Here is a 24,051-nt window from a genome sequence, read left to right on the forward strand (position 1 = left end):
ACGCTGGCGGGAAGAAGAGTTCTCAGCTTCATTCAGGCGATTATTTGCCGACTGTTGCCGGCGGGACACAACTTTAAAGACCCTTTGACGAGAAATCCGTGCCCTTGGGGTTGCGAAGAGCCCTGAGATATGGTCCATGATTTTCCGCAGTGACTTGTTAATGAATACCCTGACCAAGAGTGCGCGTCTCCCGGAGACAACTGGTGTTTCATTTCAGGAAAAGCCTTTCCAATTCGTCGTGCCTGACGGCAGCGGTGGCCACGGTTTCCGCGGGCCTCATGTCCGCTGCCGATGCGAAGGACCTTTGGAAGAACCTTCGCAACGAAGGCCCGGCGCCAGCCAGGCCGGGAGCGGCGAAGCTGTCGAAGCCCGCCCCGGCGGCGCCGCTTGAAACATCTGACGCGACCTATGTGGTCGGTCAGCAGGATATCAACCACAACCTGGGCGTTCTGCTCGATCAGTCCTATGGCGCGAGCCGGCCTGCTGCGAAACCGCACCGCTTCATTCCCGGCATCGACGGCCTGGCCGGCGACAGGAAATGGCAGCCTTTCATCGAGTTCACCATGGCGCCGGGCAGCCGCCGGTCGCTCGGCCAGGTCAACCTGTTCGCGCCGCTGGCGCAGGACGCCGATTCGCTTCTGTTCGCCGATCTGCGCGCCTCCGCCTGGACGGACGATGTGCGCGAGGGCAATTTCGGGCTTGGCTACCGCCAGATCGTGCCCGGCGGGTTTTTCGGCACCGACGCGATCTTCGGCATTTACGGCTTCGTAGACGCGCGCCGTTCGGCCTATGACAACACGTTCTATCAGGGAACGCTCGGCGTTGAGCTGATGACGGAGCACCTCGAGTTCCGCGCCAACGCCTATCTGCCGGACTCGAGCCAGTATGTCGTGGGCAGCGTCGGCTCGCAGGTCGTGCTCAACGGCACGAACGTCGTCTATTCCGGCAATTCGCTGGTCGAGCGTGCGCTTCCCGGCTTCGACGTCGAAGCCGGCGTCAAGATCGATTTCTCGGAAGCCGCGGTGCGGCTCAATGCCGGCTATTTCCGCTTCGAGCGCGGGAGCACGCTGGTCGAGGGGCCGCGATTCCGGGCCGAGGTGGAAATCGAGGATCCGTTCGGGCTCAAGGGCGGCAAGCTGAGCATCGGCGGGGAAATCCGCACCGACAATGTGCGCGGCACCGAGGCGAGCGGCATCGTGCGCCTACGGATGCCGATCGGCGGCCCGGACGAGACGGAGACCGCCACGCGCGAGCTGACCGGGCTCGACCGGCTGATGACCCGGCGCGTGTACCGCGACGACGACATCGTCACGCCGGCGGTGGTCGAGCGAAATCCCAATGCCGGCCAGCCGGTGCTCGATGCCGCGACCGGTGAAAGCCTGCAGGTGTTCCACGTCGCCAACACCGCGCAGGGTGCTGCGGACTGCTCCAGCGTTTCCAATGCCTGCGATTTCGTCACCGCGCAGGGGCTGGCCGGGGCGGGCGACGCGTTCCTGCCGGTCAGCTCCGCCGGCCCGATCGCCGCGGTGTTCGCTCTCAACGCCAACCGCCAGCAGGTGATCGGCGGCGGCGACACCGGCACGGCCACAATCATCCTGTCCGATGCCCCCACCAGCCGGCTGGTGCTGACCAGCCTCGGGGGCCGGCCGCTGATCACCAGCATCGATATCGGCCATTTCGCCGACAGCCGCATCGCCGGCGTGGCGACCGGTTCGGCCTCGGGTATCGTCGGCGACGGGATGACCGGCAACATCCGCATTTCCGATGTGCGGATGCAGAACGGCGGCCTGAGCTTCGCCAATTCATCGGCCGGCATCATCGTCTCCGACACGCAGATTTCGAGTGGCGCGGCCAACGGCATCACCCTCACCAATCTCGGCGGCAGCGCCCTGTTTGCCGATGTCGATGTGACGAGTGCCGGCGGCGACAGCCTCAGCATCGACGGCAGCACGCTCAGCGCCGGTTTCGACGCCCGGTCCTCGATCACGCAGTCGGGCGCGGGCAGGGCGGTGCGCGTGAATGGCGGTTCGGCCACCCTGGCCCATGCCGGCACGATCACCCAGAGCGGGGCGGCGACCGCGATCTCGGTCACCAACGCCACCGGCGGCAGCGTGAGCTTCACCGGCCTGGTCACGGCCAGCACGGCGAGCGCGAACGCCGTCGTGCTGACCGCGAATGCCGGCGCGCGCATCGCCTTCAACGGCGGGCTCGATATCGACACCACCACCGGCACGGGCTTCACCGCCACCGGCGGCGGCATCGTCTCGGTGGCGGCCACGGCGGGCGATGAAAGCATCGTTTCGAGCGCCGGCCAGGCGCTCGATTTGAACGGCGTGACCATCGACACGGGCGGGATCAGCTTCGACGCCATCACCTCGAGCGGCAGCGCGGCCGCCGGCATCAGCCTCGACGGCGTGAGCGGTGGCGCCTTCCGCGTGTCGGGAGCGACCACGGTGTCCGGCTCGGCGGGCAATGCCATCCAGCTGACAGGCAACGCCGCGAGCGTGAGCTTCGCCGGCGCCACCATGCTGACCATGACCCAGGCCGCCGCCGCCATCGATTTTTCCGGGGCGATCTCCGGGGCGGTCAGCTTCGCCGATCTCGACATCGCGCTCGCGGCCGCCAATTCGACCGGCATCGATTTTTCCGGCGCGACACTGAATGCCGCCATAAGCGCCACCGATTTCGACCTTACTTCGACCTCGACCGTCGGCACCACCGGCGTCGATCTTTCGGGTGCGACCGGCCCCGGCACGATCCGCCTGGGCGACGTGAGCAGCGCGGGCGCCAGCGCCACGATCGCGGGCGTGGATGTGGGCGTGCGCTTCTCGGCGGCCACCAACACCACTTTCATCTTCGGTGACGGCGAGTCCGCCGTCGACAAGCTCAGTTCGATCTCCGCCACAACGGCGATTGCCGGCGGCTCGACGGTCACGCTGGGCGCCTATGATTTCAGCGACGTCAATTTCACCGGCACGCTCGATTTTGCCTCCGGGGGCGGCAACGGCCTGGTCTTCGTCGCGGCCACCGCGACCGGCGACGGGTCGGGTTCGGACGTCAACAACCGCGCCAACGTCGTCACCGCCGATGCGATCGCGACCAGCGGCATCACCTTCGTGCTGATCAATGACGGCGCGGCGATCGACGACGTCGACGGCTTCACCCTGGTCGACGGCCAGACCCTGGCCTCCTTCGGCAATGGCCGCACCTTCTCGTCGGGCGGGCTGGTGATTCCGGCCAATTTCACCGGCATCCAGTCCGGCACGGTGATCGTCGATCCGACCGGAAACGGCGCGGCGGTGCTCACCCGCAGCGGCGGGGCGGGCGACACGCTAGTGGCCTCGGGCACCGTCAATCTCCAGGACTTCATCGTCGAGAACGCGGCAAGCGGTGCGGGCTTGTCGGCCACCGGCGCCACCACCATTTCCGCGACCGGGCTGACCGTGCGCAATGTCGACGGGCAGGGCATCGATCTCGACGGGCTCACCGGCGCGGGGTCGACCTTCAACCGGACAACGGTTTCGACAACCACCGGCAACGCCATCGACATCGTCAATTCCACGGTCACCTTCACCGGCGGCCTCGACATCGACACCACCAGCGGCACGGGCTTCACCGCGACCGGCGGCGCCACGGTGACGGTCATGGCCTCGGCGGGCGACGAAAGCATCATCGCGTCAGCGGGCCGGGCCGTGAACCTGAGCAGCGTGACGATCGGCGCTGGCGGCATGCACTTCGACAGCCTGACCTCGACCAACAGCGCCGGCTCCGGCATCACGCTTGCCGGGGTCAGCGGCGGCACCTTCGCGGTATCCGGCACGACGACTGTTTCCGGAGCCGCAGGCAACGCCATCGAGCTTGCCGCCAACACCGCGGCGATCGAGTTCGGTGCCACCGGGGTCACCCTTGGCGCAGGCGCTGGCAGTGCGGGCGTGGACTTTTCCGGCCTCGGTTCCGGTGCGATCAGCTTTGGCGTCACCACCATTTCGAGTGTGGGTGCGGCCGCAAACCAGACGGGGCTCGATTTCAGTGGCGCCACGCTCGGCGCTGCCGTGAACTTCACCTCGGTCGCCATCAGCGGCCCCTCCACCTCCATCTCGTCGATCGGCGTCGACCTGACCGGCGTTCTGGGCAACCAGGCCGTCAACCTGGGCAGTCAGGCCGCGCCGGCCACGGGTCCGTCAAGCTCGATCACCGGGCTGCACCGCGGCGTCGTGATCGATGCGGCTTCTGCCGTGCAGTTCACCTTCGGCGACGGCGAAGGCACCAGCGACCGCGGTTCGTCCATCGATGTCAACGGCCTGGCCGGCTCCTACACGGTCGATGCCGGCAGCGGCACACTTGCCGGATCGAGTTTCGATTTCAACGACGTGACCTTCGGCGCGGGCGATGTCGCCAATTTCCCGACCACGGCCGTTCCGGTCTTCGTGTCGACCGCGGGCGGCCTGATCACCGCCGGCACCAACAATCTCAGCCAGGACCTGACCACCATCACCGTCGCCGCCGCCGAGGCGCTGGCCGACACCGACCAGACCTTCGTGTTCGTGGGCGATGGAACCGGCATCATCGACCTGCAGGGCGGCGGGCTCGACGGCTTCACGCTCGACGCCGGCCAGAGCGTGATCAGCTTCAATGGCGGCAACGCGATCTCGCTCGGCGTCACCAAGCCGGCCAATATCGAGGGTGCGTTCAACATTCCGGGCACCGTGACGTCGGACGACGTGACGGTGCGCAACGACGCCGGCGGCGCCACCTCGGTGATCGCGACGGCTGCGGGCGGCAATCACACGATTGCCAATTTCAGCATTTCGACCGGCGCCACGGGTGTTCTGATCGATGGCGCCACAGCCGCGCTCAACCTGACCAACATTGCCATCTCCGGCATTGCCGGCGCCGGCACCGGCGTTTCGGTCCTCAACGCCCAGACCGTGATCACGCTCAACAACGTGGACATCTCCGGCACCGCCACCGGCATCGACAACCAGTCGGGCGTCTCCGGAAGCGTGTCCGCGGATGCCGCGAGTTCGATCACGAACACCACGGCCTTTGCCGTCAACCTTGACCAGAACGCTTCCGGGTTCGCCTTCGCCGGCACGATTTCGGAAACCGACGGCGCGGGCGCCGGGATCCGCGTGAACCAGCATGGCGGAACCGCGGATTTCAGCGGCATGGTCACGCTCAACACGGGCACTTCGGGCGCGGTGGCCCTGACCGCCAACACCGGCAGCGTGTCGTTCACCGGCGGGCTCGACATCGACACCACCACCGGCACCGGCTTCAGCGCCACCGGGGGAGGCTCGGTCACCGTCGCGGCGACGGCCGGAGCCGAAAGCATAACCGTCGGCGACGGTGTGGCGGTGGTCCTGAACGGTTTGACGACCGATGTCAGCTTCGACATGATCAATGTCGACAACACCGACAAGATTTCCGTCAACCTCGACAATCTCGACGGATCGTTCACGCTCAGGGGCGGCACCTTCAATACGGCTGTCACCGTATCCGTCATCACGATCGACGTTGCTCAGAACGATCTCGCGGCAACGCGCGCATTGACCCTGGATATCAGCGGCATCACGGTCACCCATGACGCCACCGCCTCGAACATCGGCGCCAATGAATTCGGGATTTACGTGAGAACGGCCGGCGACGACTCCGCCACCGTCGCGATCTCCAACTCGACCTTCCAGACCGAGGACTCCGGTATCTACATGGATGGGACGAGCGGTTTGATCACCGTGACCGACCTCTCCGACGTCACCCTTCTTGGCAGCACCGACACCTTTGACCCGATGGCTTTCGGCAACGGCCTCACGCTCGAGCATGTGACGCTGGACAGCGATCTTTCGACTGCAGGCCTTCAGGCCGTGAATTTCGGCACCTTTTCGGCCGGAACGGCGGCACAAAAGGTCCGCGGCGGCCTCTACGTGCGGGGAGAGAGTTCCGGCACGATCAACATCGCCGATATCTCCGCCTTTACCTATCAGACGGCCTTGACGGTTGGGGGCAACCAACCTTCGCTGGTTGTCAATGTCGCGAATGGGACCATCGATGCCGGCAACGTCTCAATAGGCTCCGCAGCAGGGCAGAGCTATGGCGATATCACCCTGTCGAGCCTTACGCTCCGGTCGAACGTTGTCACGAGCGGGCTTGCGATTTCCAATTTCAACGGGGCGTTCCGGGTCACCGGTGCGACCACGATCACGGCGCCGGAATTGCTGACCGATTTAGGGGGCGGCACTTATTCAAGAACCACGAGCAGGGCATTGCTGGTGACCGATTCCGCCGCCACGATTGAATTCGGTTCGATCAGCTTTGTGGATGCGGCCAGTATCCCGACTGCCACCGGCACCGTCATCTTGTCCAATGGTGGACCGACCAACGCAATCGTGCTTGACGGCAATACCGGCAGTTTCACGGTATCGGGCGCCACCACCATCGCCAGCACGGTGGAAGATGCCATTGTCATCAGGGGCACCGCCGGCGCCGTGTCTTTCGGGCAAACCACGATCAACGCGCACCATACCCCGATCCAACCTGTGTCGATTTTCGGACCGTCGGTCGAGGCCGTCAGCGCAGGCGTCGATATCGAAGGCACGATCGGCGGCGCCATCAGTTTCTCAAGCCTCACCGTCGATTTGACCACCGACAATTCCACCGCCGTCGATCTCTCATTCGCGGTGATCAACGCCAATGTCACGGCCGGCGATTTCGACGTCAGCACCACGAGTTCGACCGGCACCGTCGGCGTCGACCTGAGGGGAACCACCGGCACCGGAACCGTCCAGCTTGGCGACACCAACATCAATGGTGGCCCCAATGTGACGCTCGGGTCGGCAGCCAACATGCTTTCCGTGGGCGTCGAGGTCTCTGCCGCCACCAACCTGGCCTTCGTGCTCGGGGACGGCAACGGCGCCGCCGGCGACCTCGTCGCCTCCAACATGCACGCCACCCAGGCGATCAACGGCACGCTGCCGACCCTTGGCAGCTACAATTTCCGCGACATCAACTTCAATGCCAGCGGCATCGCCAACCTGTCGGGCGGCGCGACCTATTTCGTGTTCGACGAACGCGGCACCACCGGCGCCGGCACTTTCGCCGACCCGGGCAATGCCGCGCAGGCGGCTGCGGCCAATGTCAATGTGCTGGTGGCCGTGGACAATTCCGGCACCGCAGGCTCGACCATCGACCTGAGTGTTGCCGGCCAGGGGGCGATCAACACGCTGACGCTCGATGACAACCAGGCGCTGATCGCGCTTGCCAGCGGCGAACAGGTCGATGCGACGACGCTGGTCTCGGGGCTCACCGGCGGAGCGCCGGCAAGCTTCCTGCTCACCAATGTCGGCGGCAGTTCCACGATCACCGGCTCGGGCGTGGCGAGCGCAACCCGGCCCACCATCACCACCACCGGCGCCAACACCACCATCGCGCTGTCCGGCCGCGCCGGACTGCAGAACCTGATCCTCGCCAATGGCGGCTCCGGCGATGCCGTCAGCGCAAGTTACGCGACGGCGCAAAGCGTCATCATCCGCTCGAGCACGATCTCGGGCGGCAGCGGTGGTGACGCCATCGATATTTCCACCACGGCGGGCGCTTCCACCTTCGAGTTCGATGGACTGACGCTTCTGAGCGGGTTGCGGCTCGATGGCAGCGCCGGCGGCTCGCTCACCGGCACGGCGACGGGCACCAACACGCTTGCGAACGCGGCCGGCATCGGCCTTTCTCTCGACACGGTCGCCATCGGCGCCGGAGGCTTCACCTTCGACAGCGTAAGCTCCACCGGCGCCGGCGACGGCAATTCCGGCATCTTGCTGACCGATCTCACCGGCGGCGGCGGCGTCACCATCACCAGTGCCACCGTCGTCAATTCCGGTGGCGCCAGCGGCGGCCATGCCATCGACCTTGCCAATATCGGCACCACCGGCGCGCTGACCATCGCCGCTGTCGATATCGACCTGCCGGCAACGGGGGGCTCCGGTGTCCACGGCATCCGAAGCCAGGGCGGGCACACGGCGACCATCAATCTGGGCACCGGCGCGGGGGGCATCGACATCCGCGACGCCAATATCGGCATTCAGCTCCTCGGCACCGCCGGCATCGTCAATATCGGCGTGGGCGCCGGCTCCGGCGGCGTGCATATCGGCAATGCGAACCTGGCTTTCGGCATCGGCGGGGATTCCACCGGCACGATCTCGGTCGGCAACACCACCAACGCCTCCACCTTCGCCTCGACCGGCGTGGAGGCGATCTCCGTGAGTGCATCCGACGCCACCATCACCTTCACCGGAATCGACATCAATGCCGCCGCCAGCGGCGCCGGCGGCTACGGCATCTGGGTGTTCGACAACGATGCCATCGGCTCTTTCACGCTCAACGGCGTCAACACGATCGACAACACCGGCGAGCATGGCATCCGCATCACCAATGCCACGGCCAGCATCTCGGGCGTCACCTTCGGCGCCTCGGCCACCGGCGCCGGCGACGACATTTCCGGCTCCGGCATCCTGATCGAGAACAGCGACGGGCTGTCGCGCACCGTCACCCTTGCCGACATCACCATGGGGACCGGCGGCAATGGCGACACCGGCGATGTCGCGGGCAATGCCATCAACATCAGTGCGACCGGCGCTGGCACACTGACCGTCAACCTGAGCGGCACCAATGTGCTGCGCTCCACCGGAGCCGCGATCACCACGCAGACGGCCTCGACCGCCAATCTCCTCAGGCTCGGGCTTTCGGGCACCACCACGGCGGAAAGCGCCACCGCCGGCGCGACCATCGCCATCAATGGCGACAGCATCAGTTCGAGCGCCAACTCGACCGTGGTCACCGGCTTTGGCGGCGTCACCGTGATCGGCAACGGGGTCTCGGGCGGCGTGCTGCTCGACAATGTGACCTTCGACGCCAATGTCGCCAACGGCATCGGCACCAGTGCGCCGTCCGCCGATCAGGTCTCCTTCGGGACGCTGCAGATCGGCCAGTCGGGCGCCGCCCGCGTTTCCGGCAATGGCCTGAGTTTCAACAACGCCATCGGCGATGTCGACATCGCCACGCTCGACATCTTCAACACCTCGGGCACCGGCCTTTACGTCAACACCAAGACCCCGACTGGCGGCGGTGCGACCAATTTCGAACTGACCGGCGGCGGTTCGGGAACGGTCGACACCACCAACGGCACGGCGCTGTTCCTGGATCCGCTGGCGATGAACCTCGCCTTCGGCACGGTGAGTTCGACCGGGTCGTCGGCCTCCGGCGTGTTCGTGGATGGCGGCGACGCCTCGGCCGGCGCGGGCACCAACGCGCTGTCGATCACCAATCTCACCATTTCCGGCTCCACCGATGCGGGCCTGGTGATCACCAATTCGACCGGTAATTTCAGCTTCGGCGCGACCACGATCACCAATACGGGCACCGCCGGCGGCGGCGTCGATCTCGATCTCGGTGCCGGCGACACGATGGTCGTCAACTTCAGCAACGGACTCGTCATCGCCACCGCGGGCGGCACCGGCTTCGATGCCGACGGCCAGGCCGGCACCAGCCTCACCGTCAATGTCAGCAACGCGGCCACCGAGACCATCACCACCACGTTCGGCACGACCCTGCGCCTCGACAGCGTCCAGGCCGGTATCAACCTCGACAGCGTTACCGCGACCGGGCTTGCGGGCAATGCGGGCCTCGCCTTCCAGCGCCTCGCCGGGTCGCTCACGGTCGGTGGCGGCACGATCACCAATACCGGCGCAGGCAATGGCATCCAAATCGGCGCGGTGGGCATCAGCGCCGGCAACGCCACCGTCAACATCGCGACCGCGATCAATTCGACCGGCGCAACCGGGCGCGCGGCCCTGATCCAGGGGGTCGCGGGCGGCTCGGTCACGCTGTCGGGCACCCTCACCGACGATTCCGCGGCCGGCGGCGGCATCGCGCTGCAGAGCAATACCGGCGGCACGATCACATTTTCGGGCGCGACCAAGCAGATCAGTACCGGCGGGAGCGCAGCCCTCACGCTGAGCGGCAACGCCGGCGCCACGATTAGTTTCACCGGCGGCGGCCTCGACATCGACACCACGTCGGGCACCGGCATCCTGGCAAGCAGTGGCGGCACGCTCAATGTGGCCGGCGCGGGAAACACGGTCAACACCGCGACCGGTGCCGTGCTCAATCTGAACAACATCGTGATCGGTGGCAGCGGCATGACATTCGCCACGCTCGCCGTGTCCGGCTCTGCAACCGGCGATGCGATCCTGCTCAACAATGTCGATGGCGGCGCCTTCAGCGGCGGCACGGTCTCGATTGCGGGTGCGAGCGGTGACGGCATCGAGGTGTCCGGCGGTTCGTCGTCGAATGTCAGTTTCGGCGCCACCACCATCGCCGGCGTCAATGGGCGCGCCATGGTGTTCAGCGGCACAACCGGAACGGTCAATGTGACGAGCGCCGCGATCACCAATCTCGCCACCGCCGCCACCGGAATCGAAATTGGATCGACCGGCGGCGTCACCTTCGGCGATGTCGATATCACCAATCTCGCCACCAACGGCCGCGGCGTCGATCTGCGCACGGCGTCGGGCACGGTGACCTTCAGCACGCTCGACATTTCCAGTGCGGCGCTGACCACGGGCACCCGCGGTATCGATCTGACCGGGGCCACCAATGCCTCGAACATGACGATCACCAACCCCTCGACGATCAACAATCTTGCCATCGGCGTGGATCTGACCAACGCCAATATTGGCGCGGGTGCCACCTTCCGCTACGGCGACGGATCGGCGCCGACGGCCTCGGCGATCAGCAACACCACCACCGCCATCGTCGTGACCGGCCTGTCCGCGAACGGCACCTATGATTTTACCGATGTCGGCTTTGCCGGCAGCGGCACTTCCAACCTGTCTTCCGGCGCGAGCGGCAGCATTTATTGGGTGTCGGCCTCCGGGGTCGGCGACGGCTCGTCGGCGGCCAGCGCCGGTTCGATCACCAATGCGGCCGCGGCGGCCGGCATCACCTATATCGTGCTTCTCGACACGGCGGGCGGGGGCCAGGACACGATCAATCTGGGGGCAAGCTCGCTCGTACTCGATCCCGGCCAGTCGCTGCTCAGTTTCAATGGCCAAGACAGCATCGGGGTGAGCGGCGGGCCGCCCGCCAATGTCCTGCTGACCGGAATTGGCGGCGGCGGCACCATCTCGAACCCGAATCCGGGCTCGGGGGCGCCGCTGTTGACCTCGAGCGCAGCGCAGACCGTGACGCTCGCGGCCGGCAGCACCATCGACGGGCTGCACATCACCAACACGGCCGCAGCGGGCACCCGGCGGGTCGTCTATGGCCTGAATATCGATGGATCCGCCACGATCAGGAACTCGCTGCTGACGCGGGCCAATGATGGCCGTGTCATCGATTTTCTCAGGACGACTGCCGTCACCACCACGTTCGAGATCACCGGCAACACGATCCAGTCGGGAGACGCCAACAACGTGGTGATCCAGTTCCTCGACAGCGGCCCCGACAGCGCCGATATCGTTTTCGGCACGATCTCGAACAACATCATCACCGCAGCGGGTCGCCCCGAAGCGATCACCTTGAACGTCAGCTCCGTTGGAACCGCACGGTTCGCGTTCACCGGCAACACCTTCAACGACGTCGGCGAAGGCGGGTTGTCGCTGTACACCTTCGGTGCAGCGCAGGTCGACCTGACGGTGCAGGGCAACACGTTCGCCGGTGCCGACGGCAGCACCTTCGATTACATCTTCCTCCAGATCAATGACACGTCCACGGTCTGCGCCAATATCGGCGGCACCGGCGCTCAGGCGAACACCTTCGTTGCGCCTGCGGTGATCGATTTTGCGGTGGCCACAACCGGACAGTTGCATTTGCCGGGCTACGGCGGCGGCGACGTCAACAGCTATCTCCAGGGCCGCAACACCGGAACGCTGACGACCGGACTGCTCGACTCCGGTCCGATCACGGGCGGTTCGGTCTGTACATTGCCCTGATGCCGTCCATGGGCGGGGTCTCGTGGAGGCCCGCTCGCGCTGGAGAAGCTGGAGAAGCGGGGCAGCGAATACCGGTGCCGGGCGGCGCGAAAGTGCAGGCCGGGCAGCATGCGAAAACTGACGGCGCGGGGCTGCGCGCGGCTCGCATGCTCATGTATTTTCCCAGCATAGATCGACTGTTTATCTCACCTTGAAGAATGGAATGATTTAAAACTGCGATCGGAGTAATTGTTGATGGGTAAAATATTAACGATTCGTGGAAGAGATTGCATTGACTGTTGATGCAATTTTAAATTAGTATTGATTCACGAATGATAGGACCGAAAATTCAATTTCGGTCATTTGCTTCAATATTATTGGAGAGCGGCGCATCTGCGGATGCGGTCGCTTGGGATGCTGTGCCGGAGGGGATGCATCATGGCGGAACCGTTTCTCGCTGAGGTCAAGATCATCGGCTTCAATTTTCCGCCGCGCGGCTGGGCCTATTGCGATGGCCAGATTCTACCGATCAATCAGAACCCATCGCTCTACTCGCTTCTGGGAACCAATTATGGCGGCGACGGACGGGCGACTTTCGGGCTGCCGGATCTGAGGGGCCGGACGCCGATCCACACCGGTTCCGATTTCGCGCTGGGGCAAAAGGCTGGCGATGAAATCGTGACGCTGACGACCAGCGAAATGCCGTCCCACAATCACATGGTCGTCGTCTCCAACACCACCGCCGATACGCGCATTCCGTCGGCTCATGTGCCGGCCGCCACCGTGCAGGGCATTGCCGCCGGCTACAGCTCGGCGCCGCAACCCAATGACATGACGTCGCTGAACCCGGCGACCGTGGGCAATTCCGGCGGCAGCCAGCCACACGACAACATGCAGCCTTTCATCACGCTGGGCTTCGTCATTGCATTGCAGGGTGTGTTCCCGTCGCGGGGCTGAATTCGGGAGGGAGAGGTCATGGCTGATCCATATATCGGTGAAATTCGCATGTTTGCGGGCAATTTCGCGCCGCGTGGCTGGGCATTCTGCGACGGGCAATTGCTGGCCATATCCGAGTACGACGCCCTGTATGCCCTTTTCGGCACCATCTATGGCGGCGACGGGCGGGTGACGTTCGGATTGCCGGACCTGCGCGGCCGGGTCCCGATCCACCAGGGGACCGGCCCGGGGCTCAGCATCCGCCGGATCGGCTCCCGGGGAGGCTCGGAACGGATCACCCTGACGTCGAACCAGCTTCCGTCGCACGACCACAGTTTCAACGGCGACACCCAGGAGGCGTCGGACGCAAGCCCGGCCGGAAACGTGATCGCCAAAGGCGACAACGTGAACTACCTCGCAGCCAGCGCCCCCAGTGGCGCCAACGCCTTCGCGCCGACGATGGTCGGCAGTACCGGCGGAAGCCAGTCCCACAGCAACCTGATGCCGACGCTGTGTGTGAATTTCATCTGCTCCCTGTTCGGCATCTATCCCAGCCAAACCTAGTCGCGCGGTCAATCAGGAGGCAGCCATGTCAGAACCCTTCATTGCCGAGATCCGGATTTTTGCCGGCAATTTCGCGCCGCGCAATTGGGCCGTGTGCAATGGCCAATTGTTGCCGATTTCCCAGAACACGGCGCTGTTTTCCCTGATCGGCACGGTCTATGGCGGCGATGGCCGCACGACGATGGGCTTGCCCGACATGCAGGGGCGGGCGCCGATGCATCCGGGCCGCGGTCCCGGCCTCACGACGCGGCAGCTTGGAGAGAGAACCGGCACCGAAACCGTGAGCCTGGTTGAAGAGGAGATGCCAATCCATTCCCATGCCGTGTTCGCGACCTCGTCGCGCGGCGGCAACGTGCCGCCCGGCCCCACCGCGGCATTCAATACCTCCAGTCCCGATTTCTACCAGTCGAACCCCGTTTCCGGGCAGGTGCAGATGTCGGGCCTGACGCTGGGCCAAAAGGGCGGCGATCAGGCCCACAACAACATGCAGCCCTACCTGGCGATCACTTACATCATCGCGCTGCAGGGGCTGTATCCGTCGCGGGGCTGACCGGGCCGCGCGGCCATGCCCAGCGCCGGTTCGCACCGGCGCGCGCGCGCTGGCAGACAGCCGAACCGCGGCGATGCAGGAACCGCAACCCTTTCCACAAGGAGCATGGCGATGAGCGAGGCAGCCACGACCGAAGCGCCCGGCGACACGGCCACCGTGCCCGGGCAACAGCCTGCAATCGCGCCGTTCGCGGAACTGTCGCGCCTCATGCTGGTCGGTATCGACGCCAACCAGGGCCACCACATCCTGTGGACCGCGCAGGCCGTGCCCAACGGGCCGTGGAACAAGGTCTATGCGCCGGTCAATGCCGACACGTCCTATCTGGTGCTCGGCACCGGCTCGACCACGGATGGCCGCGTCGCCATGGCGGCGCTGACCAGGGCGGAGCCGGCGGCGGTGCATTACATCGACGAGGCACCGCAGGCGCCGGGCGGGGAGGAGCGCTGGAACGCGCCGGTCGATCTCGGGTTGCCCTCCGGCGTGGCGGGTTTCGTTCAGCTCGCCATGCAGCGCGATGCCGACGGCCGGGTCGAGATCTTCGGCGTCGATGGCGCGGCCGGCGGCGTCTGGTGGATTTACCAAAACCCGTCGCGGCTGGTCGAGCGGACCGAGGAAGTCGTTCCCCCCGGGTCGACCACGCCGATCACCGTGCAAGGCATGGTGACGGAACCGCCACAGACCCCTTGGAGCGACTGGATCCGGCTGCCGGGGGAGGGCATCGCCCGGCTCACGGTCGCCAATGACGTCACCGGCCGCATCGCCCTCGTGGCCACCGGCAACGACCCGCAGGCGACCGCCGTTTACGTCAATGCGCAGATGCGCGACCCGGCGCTCGCCGCTGCGGACTGGACCGGGTGGACCCGGATCGACACCGCTGCCAGCGGCACTGCCGGCGCAGTGCCCACGGCGGTGCTCGATCCGGCAGGCTGTCTCAACATCTTCATGGTCGGCGCCCGGGCCCAGGTGGTGCAGACCCGGCAGACGGAGCCGGGGGCGAGCACCTGGTCCGACTGGCACCAGGTGAGCCTGATCGGCGCGGCGGTGGTCAATGTCGTCTCGGCCTTCGATGGCGCCGGCAACATCGTCCTGATGGCGCTCGACGAGAATCTCGGGCTCCATGCCAATTGCCAGTCCGATGCCAGACGGCAGGTCTGGAGCGGCTGGCAGCAGGTCGGCGTTGCGCCTGGCTTCGGGCTGGCGGCGATGGACTATAACGCCGACGGTGCGTTGAGCTATTTCCAGGGTGAAAGCGCGACCGACGGCGTGCAGTTTGTTTCGCAGGTTGCCCCCAATTCCAGCCATTGGTCGGCGGCATGGACCACGCTCGCCGACACCGGCATCTTCACCTATGGCATCGTGCGCGACCTGACCCCTCTGGACAAGGGCTAGCACCATGCAGATCCAAGCCAGCCAGGACGCCGTGCCTGGCGACGCTATTCCCGAGTGTCCCCGGGCCGCCGCGCTGGGGCTCAGGCTGCGGCCGATGACACCGGAGGACATGGGCTTCCTGCACGAGCTCTATGCTTCCACCCGGGAGTGGGAACTTGCGCCACTGCCCTGGAGTTCCGAGCAGAAGGCGGCGTTCGTCGACATGCAGTTTCGTGTCCAGCACAGCCATTACATGAAGCATTATCCCGATGCGCTGTGGCTGATCATCGAGCTCGAAGGCGAAGCCGCAGGCCGGCTCTATCTCGAACGCTGGCCGGCCGAGCACCGCATCATCGACATTTCCCTGATGCCGGCCATGCGCAACCGCGGCTTCGGCTCGGCGCTGCTCGGCGATCTTCTTGATGAAGCCGCCGCCTGCGCGCGGGCCGTGGGCATCCATGTCGAAAAGACAAATCCGGCACTGCGGCTCTATCGGCGCCTCGGCTTCGAGATCGCCGAGGACAAGGGGGTCTATGACCTGTTGAAGTGGCGGCCGCCCGCCCAATGAGGCTGGGCATGGCGGTGCGGCATGCGCCGGCTCAGGCGAAGATCGCCTCATAGCGCACGCCGGCCTCGCTGGCGCCCACCGGCACGATGAACACCCCGAATTCGCCCAGCGCCTCGTTGCGCATCGTGTAGATCCCCTGCGGCAGCACCGCGCCGGACGACGACTGCCACAGCAAGGAAAAGGCGCCCCCGGGACGCTCGCCATGGCCCTTGCGCTCCACCTCGACGAGACGCAGCTCCTGCGCCGGATCCGCCGAGATCACGGTGAAGCCACGGTCCTGCAGGGGTTCGAAATGCTCGACGGTCAGATCGGCGCTCATGGTCACGACTCCGGTTTGGGGATGCGGAAGATGCGCAAGGGTTTGAGCAGGCGGTTCAGCCCCTCGGTCCTGTCATCCGGTGGCGGCGCGGGCTGGCTCAGCGTCGCGCCGCGCCGGATTTCCTCGAAGGTGGCCTCGATCAGCCGGTCGAAGCCGCCCCTGTGCATGCCCGACAGGAAGGCGATGGTGTTGGCGGCCGGGCCGCCAAACTGCCAGGTGCAGCCGTCAAACCGGCACCCCGAAAGCGACGGGATCTCGCCGCCGCAATAGCTGATCGAGCAACTGGTGAAGACGCAATCACGGAACGACGAGCCGTCGAGCCCAATGCTTTGCTCGAAAAAGCTGCGGTTGCGGAAGCTGCCTTTGATCTCGCCGCCCATGCGCGTCAGTTTGCGGTCAGCTTCTCGTAGGCCGCCGAAAATCCGGTCAGGCTGATCGGCACGGCAAAGGTCTGCCCGGACACCGCGTGGAACGTGAAGGTGACCGACTTGCCGGCCTTGAGCTGGGCCAGGAACGCATCGCTGATCGGCAGGTTGGAGAAGGCGCCCTGCGGGCTGCTGGTCTGCACGGGAATGTTGACCGCTTCCTTGTCATCGACCTTGATGTCGACGCCCTTGGCGAAATCGACGCCGTGCGGCAGTGCCAGCGTCAGCGTGTGGTTGGGCGATTCCGGCTGCGGTCGGATGATCACGGTCAGAAGCCGCTGGTTGGATTCCTGCACCACCACATTCTGCATCATCTGGCAGACCAGCGGCGCGTCGGCGGTTTCGCCGGCGTTGCAGTTGACCGCCCAGTTGCTCTTGGCCGCTTCCGCGGCGGCGGCCGAAGGCCGGTCGGTGGTCTGGGCGAGCACGACCGGCGTGGAGGCCGCTAGCGCCGCGGCAATCAAGGCGGCCCGGCCCGCGGAAAACAAGATCTCAAGGTTCAAGGTGAAACTCCACTTTCAATGCAATGCAATCGATGGGTGCATTGTTTTTATTGCACCCGGCCTGGTCCCTGACAAGGCCAATGCTGCTTATAGCGGTGAGTTCCAGTACAAATACAGGCCTTATTTTCGCGCCGGGTGGTGTTGCGCCGAAAATGTCTGCGCGCGGTTGCCGGAAAGCTTTCCGGAGACCCGCAGTTCCGCTGCGCCAGCGCGTTCGGCGCCCGCATGCCAAGGCTTTTCGTGAACCCGCTGCAGCGCTCCCGCCGGGCCGTCCTCTCCCGCCGGTCACGGCAGGTCTTGGCTTTTGGCGTGAGGGAGGTCAATCTCCGCGCCAGGCGGGAAGAGGGAGATGGCGCTTGCGGCAAAGGCCCTCTAGAGTGCCGCTCGATATTGCCAGAACGGATCTATGGGAGTTGGATATGGCTGATTGGATAAAAGACAAGACCGTGCTCGTCACCGCGGCGGGGCAGGGCATCGGCCGCGCCACCGCGCTTGCCTTTGCAGCGCAGGGCGCGCGGGTGATTGCCACCGATATCAATGACAAGACGCTGTCGGAGCTTTCGGGCGAGGCCGGCATCGAGGTGCGCCGTCTCGACGTGCTCGATGACGCCGCGGTCGTCGCGACCATTGATGCGGTCGGTCCGGTCGATGTGCTGTTCAACGGCGCCGGCTTCGTGCATGCGGGATCGATCCTGGAGATGAAGGACGAGGAATTCGACTTTGCGGTCGATCTCAATGTGCGCTCGATGATCCGCACCATCCGCGCCGTGTTGCCGTCGATGCTGGAGCGCGGCGGCGGCGCCATCATCAACATGGCTTCGGTCGCAAGCTCGATCAAGGGCGTGCCCAACCGCTTTGCCTATGCCACCACCAAGGCCGCCGTGATCGGCCTGACCAAGGCCGTGGCGGCGGACTACATCAGTAAGGGCATCCGCTGCAACGCCATCTGCCCCGGCACGGTCGAAAGCCCTTCGCTGCAGGACCGGATGCGCGCCATGGGCGATTATGAAACCGCCCGCGCCGCCTTCATCGCGCGCCAGCCGATGGGCCGCATCGGCCTGCCGGAAGAAATCGCCGATCTTGCTGTGCATCTGGCCAACGCGACCTTTACCACCGGTCAAGCCTACGCCATTGATGGCGGCTGGTCGATCTGACGGGCGCTCCCGCTTCCGGCAGGCCGGCCTTCGTTCGGCCTGCCGGCCCCAATTCATTACGAGAGCCGCTTGCGCGGCCGCATAGGACATGAAGGAAGACACTCCATGAAACTGCTTCGCATTGGCGCCCCCGGGCAGGAAAAGCCCGCCATTCTCGATGCCGCCGGCAAGGCCCGCGATCTGTCCTCGGTGGTCGGCGATATCGCCGGCGAGGTACTGACGCCGGAAGGCCTGGCCCGGATCGCCGCCGTGGACCCGGAAAGCCTGCCCGAACTGGACGAGGGCCGGATTGGCCCCTGCGTCGGCCAGGTCGGCAAGTTCATCTGCATCGGGCTCAACTATTCCGACCACGCCGCCGAAACCGGCGCGGAAGTCCCGAAGGAGCCGGTGATCTTCATGAAGGCCGTCAGCGCCATCTGCGGCCCTAATGACCCGGTGCTGATCCCGCGCAAGTCGGTCAAGACCGACTGGGAAGTCGAACTCGGCGTCGTCATCGGCAAGGGTGGCGTCTATATCGACGAGGCCGACGCGCTCGACCATGTGGCGGGCTACTGCGTGGTCAACGACGTCTCCGAGCGCGAATTCCAGACCGAACGCGGCGGCACCTGGGACAAGGGCAAGGGCTGCGACACCTTCGGCCCGATCGGCCCCTGGCTGGTCACGCGCGACGAAGTCGCCGACCCGCAGAATCTCAAGATGTGGCTCGAGGTCGACGGTCACCGCTACCAGGACGGCTCGACCAAGACCATGGTCTTCGGCGTGCAGCATCTGGTGAGCTATGTGAGCCAGTTCATGAGCCTGCAGCCCGGCGACGTGATCTCGACGGGCACGCCTCCCGGCGTCGGCATGGGCCAGAAGCCGCAGACCTACCTGAAGGGTGGCGAGACCATCGAACTCGGCATCGAGGGCCTCGGCCAGCAGCGCCAGGCCGTCGGCAAGGCCTGAGAGCTTCCGGCCCGCGGGTCTCGGGGACCCGCGGGCCGGCGCTTCTTCGTCGCGCCCAGCCCGATTCAGGAGCGCGCGAGAGGCGACACCACGGCGCCGTCCTTCCGCGCCCATAGGGCGGCGGTCCGCACCGACGGGGGCGTCGGGTGATGTCCCGTTTCTGCACATATATGCTGAAATCTCATGCAGTCGCGAGCATCTTCATAGTATTTCCAAGACATGGAAGGCGTTTGTTATGCATGGGCGCAGTTGCGCCCATGCAGAATTGCCGCCATTTCGGTTTCGGATCTTGATTTTTCTTTGAAAACAACACGGTACACGGGGCCTTGATGGCCGCGCGGGTGGCCGGTCAGCCTCCTGTTTCGGGGCCGCCGCGAGCCGGTTCTCTCATGGTTAACAGGCGGTAAATCGATTTAATTCGGCCTGAATCGCCCATTGGCGCATCACTCCAGTGAGTTGCCAAGCTTTGTTCGGTGTGTCATTGAGCGGTTCGCTCAGGAACTTGTTCCCGACTCGGGCACGAACGTTGGAAGTGGCCAATACATGATCGGTAGCTTGATCCACTGGCTCGCAGCGAGAGACCGGCGCACCAAGCAAGCGATTCTCGTGTCCTGCGATGCAGTGTTGTTCACCTGCGCCGTTTGGTTCGGCTACGCGCTCCGCTTCAACCAGATCTATGTCCCCGACAGCACGCAGGTCTTGCTGATTCTGGCCGCGCCGGCCGTCGGCATCCCGACCATGCACGCCTTCGGCCTCTATACCTCGATCACCCGCTATGTCGGCGAGCATGCCCTGTGGAACATGTTCAAGGCCGTCGGCCTGACGGCGCTTCTGTGGACGGTCGTGGCCTTGAGTATCAGGCTTGAGGGCTCCACCACGGTTCCCAAGAGCGTGATGGTGATGTTCTGGCTGTTTTCGCTGCTGCTGGTGGCGGGATTCCGGTTCGTCTCCCGCTGGCTCATTCTGGAGTTTACCCGCGAGCGGTCGCCGCAACGCAACATCCTTGTCTACGGCGCCGGCGACGCCGGCCGCCAGATCGCCGCGACGCTTGAGCAAAGCAGCTATCGCGTCAGTATCTTCCAGGTCGATGACGATCCGACGCTCTGGGGCACCACGATCGGCGGCATCAAGATTGCGAGCAGCAACGATATCGAGCAGCTGATCGAGCGGCACCAGATCGGCGAAGCGATCGTGACGATGCGAAACGCCAATACGGCACGCCGCGCCGAGGTCGTCGAAAAGCTCAGCGGCCTCGGCCTGCGCGTCCGGATCCTGCCGGCCTTCGTCGATATCGCCGACGGCAAGCACACGGTGGACCTGATCCGCGACGTCGAGATCGGCGACCTTCTGGGGCGCGACGCGGTGCCGCCGGAACCGCTGCTGATGGAAGCGAACACACGCGGCAAGACCGTGCTCGTCACCGGCGCCGGGGGAACGATCGGCTCCGAGCTGTGCCGCCAGCTCAGCACCGTCGGCGTCTCCAGGCTGATCATGATGGATTCGAGCGAATTCGCGCTCTACGAGATCGACCGCGAACTGAGCAAGCAGCCCGGCATCAGGAAGAGCGCGGTGCTGGGATCCGTCACCGATACCGCGCTGATGCGCCGTATCATGGTGGAGAACCGGGTCGACACCGTCTTTCACGCCGCCGCCTACAAGCATGTGCCGCTGGTGGAGGCCAACCCCTTTGCCGGCGTCATCAACAATGCCTTTGGAACCCTTGCCACGGCGCAGGCGGCATTGGACAGTGGCGTGGGCGTGTTCGTGCTGATCTCCACCGACAAGGCGGTGCGGCCGTCGAGCATCATGGGCGCGTCCAAGCGCCTGGCCGAACTGATCGTGCAGGATTTCGCGGAGAAGTCGAAACGGAGCAACAACGGCAAGGTCTTCTGTGCGGTGAGGTTCGGCAATGTCATCGGCTCCAGCGGCTCGGTGATCCCGCTGTTCAAGGAGCAGATCCGCAATGGCGGCCCGATCACGCTCACCGATGCCGACACCACGCGTTATTTCATGTCGATCGACGAAGCCGCCCAGCTGGTGATCCAGGCCGGCAGCCTCGCCCGCCGCAACCACGAGGCGGGAGACGATCCCGGGCGGATCTTCCTGCTCGACATGGGGCAGCCGGTGCGCATCCGGGACCTGGCGGTCAAGATGATCCAGCTGTCGAACCTGACGCTGTGCGACGAAAGCAATCCGAACGGGGACATCGCGATCAAGGAAATCGGGCTGCGCCAGGGCGAAAAGATGCATGAGGAGCTGTATTTCTCGGTCGAGGCGGCCTCGCCGACTTCGCACAAGAAAATCTCGGTCGCCGCCGAATCCGCGCCCGGGGGGCTCGATATCGACGAGATGTACAGGGAACTCGGCCAGATCGTCGCGCGCGAGGATCGGGCGGCGCTGGTCGAACTGCTGCAGCGCGTCGCCGGCATGGGCGCCCATCCCGAATAGGGTGGGCCGTGGTCATCAAACCGGCAACAGGACGGATCCCGGACATGAACGACATCATCATCAGGAAGGCGCGGCCGGGGGATGCGGGCGCACTGGACCGTGCGCTAGCCCAGCTGTCGGCCGACATGGGCGACGACCACAGCGCCAGCGAGGCTGACATCGTCCGCTTCTGCTTCGGACCCGCGCCGGTGTTTCACGCCGTCCTCGCCGAAACGGCTGACGGCAGCGTCGTCGGCGTGGCGGCCTTTTCGCCGTTCTTCTCGACCGTCCGGGGGGCGGTCGGGCTTTATGTGTCCGACCTGTGGGTGTCGGGCGATATGCGCGGCCGGCGGCTGGGCCCGCGGCTGCTCGCGGCGGCGCGTGCGGCCGGTGCCGAAAGCTGGGACGCCCGGTTCATGCGCCTGAACGTCTATCACGACAATCCCGGCGCGCGCGCCTTCTACGCCCGCCTCGGCTTCGTCGCGGAGACGAACACCCAGTACATGATGCTCGCCGACGCTCCCTTCGACGCGCTCGCCGCCGAGGCCTGACACCTCCCGGCGTACCACCCGGGAGGGCATGGCCGGCTCGGGGCTGGACCTTGGCTGCGCCATCGTGCAGGAAGGCAGGCGACTGTCGGCCGGTCCGGGCGACGGCCTGTGCGTTTGGGGAGAGAGGTGCGCGGCGATGGGTGAAGTTTCGGATATCCTGGTGATTGGCGGCGGCATCGCCGGGATCAGCGCCGCGGCGCGGCTCGCGCCCGAGGCGTCCGTCACCGTGCTCGAGGCCGAGCCGATGATCGGGCATCATTCCTCCGGCCGCTCTGCGGCGATCTTCCTGCGCAATTACGGCAATGCCACGTTGCGCGCGCTCAATGCGGCCTCCGAACCGTTCCTGGCCGCACCCGAAGGTGTTTCCGACACGAGCCTGTTGTCGCCGCGCGGCGAATTGCTGCTTGCCACCGAAGACGATGTCGATCGTTTCGAGGATTATCTCGACGGCAGCGTCGGGCTCGAAAGGATCACCGCCGCCCATGCATGCGAGCTGGTGCCGATCCTGCGGCAGGAGATGATCGTCGCCGCGGCGATCGAATGGGATGCCCAGGACATCGATGTCGATCGCATGCTGCAGGGCTTTGCCCGCAGGCTGCGCGGCCATGGCGGCCGCATCGTCACGGGAGCCCCGGCGCAATCGATCTCCCGCCGTGACGGGATCTGGACGGTCGCCACGCCGGCGGGCAGTTTCGCCGCCCCGGTGCTCGTCAACGCCGCCGGCGGCTGGGCCGACACGGTCGCGCGCCTGGCCGGTGTCCGTCCGCTGGGCCTGCAGCCGCTCAGGCGCTCGGCGGCGCTGATCCCCGCGCCCGAGGGCCACGATATCAGCCGCTGGCCGCTGTTCGCCAATGCCGGCGACCAGTGGTACGCCAAGCCCGAGGCCGGCAAGCTGATGATTTCGCCCGCCGACGAGGATCCGATCGACCCGCATGACGTCTGGGCCGACGAGATGGTGATCGCCGAGGGGCTCTACCGCTACGAACAGGCGGTGACGGCGCCGGTCACGCGGGTCGAGCACTCCTGGGCGGGCATGCGCACTTTCGCGCCCGACAGGAGCCCGGTGGTCGGCTTCGCGGCCGAGGACAACGGCTTCTTCTGGCTTGCGGGGCAGGGCGGCTACGGCATGCAGACCGCGCCGGCGCTGTCGCAACTGGCCGCGGATTTGTGCCTGGGACGGCTTTCGCCGCTGCCCCCGGTCGTACTAGAAGCGCTGAGCCCTAAGCGGGCGGCATTGCATAACCGAGAGGATAGCAGACATGAGTGACATCAAACGCATCGAAACCGGACCGCGCATGAGCCAGGCCGTGGTCCATGGCGGCCTCGTCTATCTCGCCGGCCAGGTCGGCGCCCCCGGCGCCAGCGTCACCGACCAGACGAAGGACGTTCTCGCCAATATCGACCGGCTGCTGGCCTCGGTCGGCTCGGACAAGACCAAGATCCTGCAGGCCACCATCTGGCTCGCCTCGATGGACGATTTTGCCGAGATGAACGCGGTGTGGGACGGCTGGGTGCCCCAGGGCCACACACCCGCCCGCGCCACCGGCGAAGCCAAGCTCGCCACCCCCGATTACAAGGTCGAAATCATCTGCATCGCGGCCGTCTGAGCCGCAGCCGGAACACGGTTTTTCTCCGGCCGCGCCGTCTGGTGGCGCGGCCGGAGGCACGTCCTGCTCCGCGCCCCGTCGGGGTCTCGCGCGCCGGACCGGCGCGCCGCTCAGGCCCTGCTTGCGCGGCACATCCCCCCGTTTTTGCCCCAAAAATTTGATTTTCCACGCCTG

Annotated in this window: 15 protein-coding genes; 12 read left to right on the forward strand and 3 right to left on the reverse strand. The window is 65.6% G+C overall.

What is annotated here, in order from left to right:
* Positions 1–203 precede the first annotated feature (203 nt).
* From AWJ14_RS13330 to AWJ14_RS13355, 6 genes are all read left to right on the forward strand, one after another.
* Positions 204–11,981: an inverse autotransporter beta domain-containing protein gene (locus tag AWJ14_RS13330; protein WP_139112647.1), complete on the forward strand. Its 11,778-nt coding sequence runs from the start codon at positions 204–206 to the stop codon at positions 11,979–11,981.
* 417 nt (positions 11,982–12,398) lie between these two features.
* Positions 12,399–12,917, forward strand: coding sequence for a phage tail protein (locus AWJ14_RS13335; RefSeq protein ID WP_066179993.1), 519 nt, complete (start codon positions 12,399–12,401; stop codon positions 12,915–12,917).
* Between the two features lie 18 nt (positions 12,918–12,935).
* Positions 12,936–13,460, forward strand: a complete 525-nt coding sequence (locus tag AWJ14_RS13340; RefSeq protein WP_066179995.1) for a phage tail protein — start codon at positions 12,936–12,938, stop codon at positions 13,458–13,460.
* Between the two features lie 25 nt (positions 13,461–13,485).
* A complete protein-coding gene (locus tag AWJ14_RS13345) occupies positions 13,486–14,010 on the forward strand; it encodes a phage tail protein (protein ID WP_066179998.1) in 525 nt (174 codons plus the stop codon).
* Between the two features lie 111 nt (positions 14,011–14,121).
* Positions 14,122–15,399: a DUF8189 domain-containing protein gene (locus tag AWJ14_RS13350; protein WP_139112648.1), complete on the forward strand. Its 1,278-nt coding sequence runs from the start codon at positions 14,122–14,124 to the stop codon at positions 15,397–15,399.
* A gap of 4 nt (positions 15,400–15,403) precedes the next feature.
* Positions 15,404–15,946, forward strand: coding sequence for a GNAT family N-acetyltransferase (locus AWJ14_RS13355; RefSeq protein WP_066180004.1), 543 nt, complete (start codon positions 15,404–15,406; stop codon positions 15,944–15,946).
* 31 nt (positions 15,947–15,977) lie between these two features.
* Here the strand turns inward: AWJ14_RS13355 and AWJ14_RS13360 are convergent, their stop codons facing one another.
* The 3 genes from AWJ14_RS13360 to AWJ14_RS13370 are packed head-to-tail and all read right to left on the reverse strand — an operon-like array spanning position 15,978 to position 17,193.
* Positions 15,978–16,265: a DUF6916 family protein gene (locus tag AWJ14_RS13360; protein WP_066180007.1), complete on the reverse strand. Its 288-nt coding sequence runs from the start codon at positions 16,263–16,265 to the stop codon at positions 15,978–15,980.
* Between the two features lie 2 nt (positions 16,266–16,267).
* Positions 16,268–16,645 carry a hypothetical protein gene (locus AWJ14_RS13365; RefSeq protein ID WP_066180010.1) on the reverse strand — a complete coding sequence of 126 codons (378 nt, stop codon included), beginning with the start codon at positions 16,643–16,645 and terminating at the stop codon, positions 16,268–16,270.
* A gap of 5 nt (positions 16,646–16,650) precedes the next feature.
* Complete coding sequence (locus AWJ14_RS13370) at positions 16,651–17,193, reverse strand: invasion associated locus B family protein (RefSeq protein ID WP_066180015.1); 543 nt, start codon at positions 17,191–17,193, stop codon at positions 16,651–16,653.
* Between the two features lie 419 nt (positions 17,194–17,612).
* On the opposite strand from AWJ14_RS13370, the gene AWJ14_RS13375 reads away from it, so the two are divergent.
* The 6 genes from AWJ14_RS13375 to AWJ14_RS13400 all read left to right on the forward strand — a co-directional run bounded on the left by AWJ14_RS13375 (position 17,613) and on the right by AWJ14_RS13400 (position 23,877).
* Positions 17,613–18,347, forward strand: coding sequence for an SDR family oxidoreductase (locus AWJ14_RS13375; protein WP_066180020.1), 735 nt, complete (start codon positions 17,613–17,615; stop codon positions 18,345–18,347).
* A gap of 105 nt (positions 18,348–18,452) precedes the next feature.
* Positions 18,453–19,292, forward strand: a complete 840-nt coding sequence (locus AWJ14_RS13380; RefSeq protein ID WP_066180023.1) for a fumarylacetoacetate hydrolase family protein — start codon at positions 18,453–18,455, stop codon at positions 19,290–19,292.
* A gap of 543 nt (positions 19,293–19,835) precedes the next feature.
* Entirely contained in the window at positions 19,836–21,740 is a 1,905-nt protein-coding gene (locus tag AWJ14_RS13385) for a polysaccharide biosynthesis protein (protein ID WP_066180026.1), read from the forward strand.
* A gap of 44 nt (positions 21,741–21,784) precedes the next feature.
* The gene (locus tag AWJ14_RS13390; protein WP_066180029.1) at positions 21,785–22,270 is read left to right on the forward strand and encodes a GNAT family N-acetyltransferase; all 486 of its coding nucleotides are present in this window, start codon (positions 21,785–21,787) and stop codon (positions 22,268–22,270) included.
* Between the two features lie 136 nt (positions 22,271–22,406).
* Positions 22,407–23,537 (forward strand): NAD(P)/FAD-dependent oxidoreductase, encoded by a 1,131-nt coding sequence (locus AWJ14_RS13395; RefSeq protein WP_066180032.1) that lies wholly within the window; start codon positions 22,407–22,409, stop codon positions 23,535–23,537.
* Positions 23,530–23,877: a RidA family protein gene (locus AWJ14_RS13400; protein WP_066180035.1), complete on the forward strand. Its 348-nt coding sequence runs from the start codon at positions 23,530–23,532 to the stop codon at positions 23,875–23,877. Before AWJ14_RS13395 ends, AWJ14_RS13400 begins: the two co-directional genes overlap by 8 nt.
* Positions 23,878–24,051 lie beyond the last annotated feature (174 nt).

The sequence above is a fragment of the Parahoeflea olei genome (assembly GCF_001703635.1).
Classification (GTDB): domain Bacteria; phylum Pseudomonadota; class Alphaproteobacteria; order Rhizobiales; family Rhizobiaceae; genus Hoeflea; species Hoeflea olei.